The following is a 3583-nucleotide window of genomic DNA, read 5'->3' on the forward strand; positions in this document are numbered from 1 at the left end:
AAGGATCGCTACCAGAAAGGCTGCTAGACATTTGATCCTTGCTTGATTCCAACCGAGCGGCTGGAGAGCGGCCTGAAGTGTTTGAATGTCAGCCTGAGCTTGATTCCTATGTGGTTGAGCATTTTGGCTCTGTGAGATACAGTTTTTTTTGGGCATCGTTTTGGTCGCGATCTGTGTTTAAGCGACCTTGTCGTATCATACCAAGGCGGTGCCTTTCATCCTGTAGAAATTACCAGTATTTTTTGTCCTGTACTGAGATCGTGACGAATGCCTTGCCTTCTTGTTTGACTTGTCGGTTCGCTTTACCAACAACCAAGCCGAGCGCGATGTTCGGATGTTGAAAGTCAAGGGTAAGGTTTCTGGTTGCTTCCGTCGTTTGGAAGGGGCAGTTCGCTTCTGCCGTGTTCGTAGTTAGAGGTCGCCAAAGATTAAATTATCCATTTTTGCCAGCCATTTTAGATGATGGCAGGCACTGTGAACAGACAAGTTATTTTCTGAAAAGCCCTTACTTGCAGACGTGCGGCAAGCAGGGTTTGGATCGTCTTGACTGTCTGCGCTCGATCTTCGCGGGCGAGCCTGTCATGCCGTCATTCAAGACTGCCTAACCTGTTACGTTTTTAGCTGGCTCGGCGTGCTTGCTGGATCACATCCCCTAGAAGAGTGTAGACGTCGCGTTCTGCTTTTCCAAGGGCGACTATCTGTCGGAGGGCACTCTCCGCCTTAGTAAACTCTCCGCGCCGTATGTAGAGATCGGCGAGCTCACGATAGCGGATGGCATTGGGAGAGCCGAGCTTGAGTGATTGTTCCAGAGCCCATTGCTCCATCTTGGTATTACCCTGAGCACGATAGAGTTCTACCATCTGCTCGTATGCCTCAGGACTCTCTGGAGCGACATTGACCGCACGTTCAAAGAGGGTTTCGGCGCGCAACATGCCCTGCTCCTCATACTTCAGGTTCAGCCGACCCAGACGGAGGAGAGTCGGAGTATGGTTAGAATCAATTCGCTCCACAATAATCTGGAGGATGCGCCGGGCATCGTCACGCTTCTCTAAAGCAATTAGCCCCTCGGCGAGAGCAGCGTGCGCTTCGAGGTGCCGTGTGCCTGCGGGGAGAACCACCGCACGCGCTAAAACATTGACGGCACCTGCAAAATCACTAAATTTCTCCTTAAGTAATATTCCATACTCAAAAATTGTCAGGAAATGATCTGGCATCGCACGTTCGGCTTCCTGGTACCAACGAAGAGCTGCCGGATAGTCCCCTCGCCTTACCCACTCTTGTGCAACACGCAAAACAAGAGGGCCAGGCAGTTTCCCGACGGTGCGGGTCATTTCCTGGAGAAGCTCTAAAGCTGTATCACTTAGCTGCTCTTCATGTAAATACGCCTCGGTCAGAGCGTTGGTGATCTCAAAAGTAGCCTTCCCTTTTCGGTAGAGATCTTCCCAGAGAATTAGTGATTTGCGACGCTCGTTACCATCTTGTGTCCGATTCTCATGATAGGCTGTGGCTAAAGCCAAGAGAATATTTTCGTCAGCTTGTTTAAACTGCTGTGCCCGCTCATAAACCGTGAGCGCTTTGCGGGAGTAGTCTTTGGAATCGCTGAGTGCGACAGCATGGTAGTTCCAGAGAACTTTTTCTTCAGGACAAAGCTCCGTGGCCCTAGCATAGATAAATGAGGCGAGGGAGTCTTTCCGCCCTAGCTTTCCCCAAGCAAGAGCCAAGGCTCGCGGGACAACGGACCACTGCCACTGGCGCTCGGCAAAGTGAGGCACAAACTCCGACTCAAAAGCGATAGCCGCTTCCAGATGCTTTAAAAGCGATGGCTCCAGCATCACGAGCTCACTTCGTCCTACAGAATACGCTAGTGCTGCTTCCAAAAGTCGGTCATGGGGGGTAACCGTGAGAGCAGCTTGGAGAGGCTCGATTGCCTCAGCACCCAAGCGGTTCTGTGCGATAAAGGCGAGAGAGAGGCGAACACTCCAGCGTGCCTTGGCTTTTTGGTCATTTACTTTATCGGCTTCTTGAACCATACGGGCATAGACAGCGCAGGCATTGGCATCGTCAAGCTCGCGCCCGGCAAAGAGGCTCGCCAAGTACTTATTGTTCTCTTTGTCACCAGACACATGCACAAATAGATAGCGGTAGATAATCTCTGCACGGTCATCACTACGGCCACTTGCTCGGTAGGCAACCCCCAGCCAGCGTGCGGTGGTGATGCGCTGCGCCTCGGTCAGTGTGGAGGAATCAAAAGCGGCCTCCAGAATCGGCAGACGCTCCGGGGTGATCCGAATATCTTCGTCGTTTAGGCTATCTGCCAGCGTCTTAAGCAGGTCATTTCGGGGGAGATCGAGACGTGTCCAGTATGCAGACTCACGCCAGATGGGCTTCATCAGTACCCCAAGCATCTTTTCTTGCACCGACGCGCTCGCCTGAATCAGCCCATGGTGGTAGAGAGCAGCAACATAAAAGACACACCGCTCATCGTCGGCGAAGACATCCGCAGCAAGTAGGTACCAGTCGGCACAGAGCGAGTGAAACTGCCGGGTTTTGATGTCCGCCCAGAGAAGTGCCTGTGCGATTCGGGCCTGCATATTCTCTGGCGAGTGGTGTGACGTATCCGGCTTCTTTCCCGCCAGTGCTCCGTAGTAGCTTCCAACCGCATCGGGATTCAGAGGAGTACCCTCAGACTTCAGCAGACGTGCTGACACAATGCCACCCGTCAGGCGCTGCTTGATTGTGGGGGCTTGCTTGATATCTTTCAGGACGTTCTTTGCCATAGTTTCTCTTATGAAGTATCGGTAAGTCCTCCTCAAAAATCCATAGATTTTCTCTATAGAAAAACACAAGGGTATACTTGTCGCGATGTCTTTACTTGTCTCTATTCCCTCGTCTCATGCCGCTCATGCGCAGGCTCTAGGGTTCGCTCTTGGTTCCGCAGATGAGACGGTTGCCGCGCATCCAGCTGCGGTGAAACGGGCGTGGGCCCAAGGAGCGCGAGAGGTAGTCTGCGCTGTGACGACGGCGGAGGAGCTCTGGGAACTTCGTCCTCTGGCGCTCTTTGCTGCCGCGTTTGGTGAGCCTCTTCGCTCAGGAGCCTACAACGCTAATCTGCGGGCACCGGAGGGCTTTTCTGCCTCGGAGTGGCGCACGGGGCAGCAGGGAAGCCTCTTTTTTGTCACCAATACGACAGATGCGCCCGTCACTGGCAGTGTGTTTCCTGCGTTTGCGGACAAGACACTGGCTGCTGGGGAGACCGTGATCTGGCCCCACGACTTCCCTCTTGGCCGTTCAGAGAACTATCTAGCGGCCTATGCGGGCTTGGTGAAGTCCGAGGCGACCTTGCTCACAGCACACATCCGCCCCGATCCTTTCCCAGGAGCGCGGATCTTTGTCACAGGCATTCCTGGTGAGCGGGTCGAGGTGGCGGTGTTCAATGCCGGGCCAGGAGAGGTCGTCGAGGTTGTTTTTGGCGAGTCCCCAGCTGTGTTTGCGGCAGGTGTCTCACAAGTTATCGCCGTGCCCGAGCAGCTTGCCCCTCACCTCTGGCTCCTAGAGACCACCACCTGGATCGGCCCAGAGTGGC

At 53.9% G+C, this 3583-nt stretch carries 2 protein-coding genes and 1 pseudogene; 2 read left to right on the forward strand and 1 reads right to left on the reverse strand.

The window, feature by feature from the left end:
- Positions 1-265: 265 nt before the first annotated feature.
- A pseudogene (locus tag RMO15_RS32930) lies at positions 266-412 on the forward strand (transposase); the annotation flags it as partial.
- A 205-nt stretch (positions 413-617) separates the two neighbouring features.
- On the opposite strand, the gene RMO15_RS32935 reads toward RMO15_RS32930, so the two are convergent.
- The gene (locus RMO15_RS32935; RefSeq protein ID WP_309723526.1) at positions 618-2777 is read right to left on the reverse strand and encodes a hypothetical protein; all 2160 of its coding nucleotides are present in this window, start codon (positions 2775-2777) and stop codon (positions 618-620) included.
- A gap of 85 nt (positions 2778-2862) precedes the next feature.
- Between RMO15_RS32935 and RMO15_RS32940 the strand changes: the two genes are divergently transcribed.
- A partial coding sequence (locus RMO15_RS32940) for a hypothetical protein (protein ID WP_309723529.1) occupies positions 2863-3583 on the forward strand: 721 nt, incomplete at its 3' end.

This window comes from Armatimonas sp. (assembly GCF_031410135.1).
Taxonomy (GTDB): Bacteria; Armatimonadota; Armatimonadia; order Armatimonadales; family Armatimonadaceae; genus Armatimonas.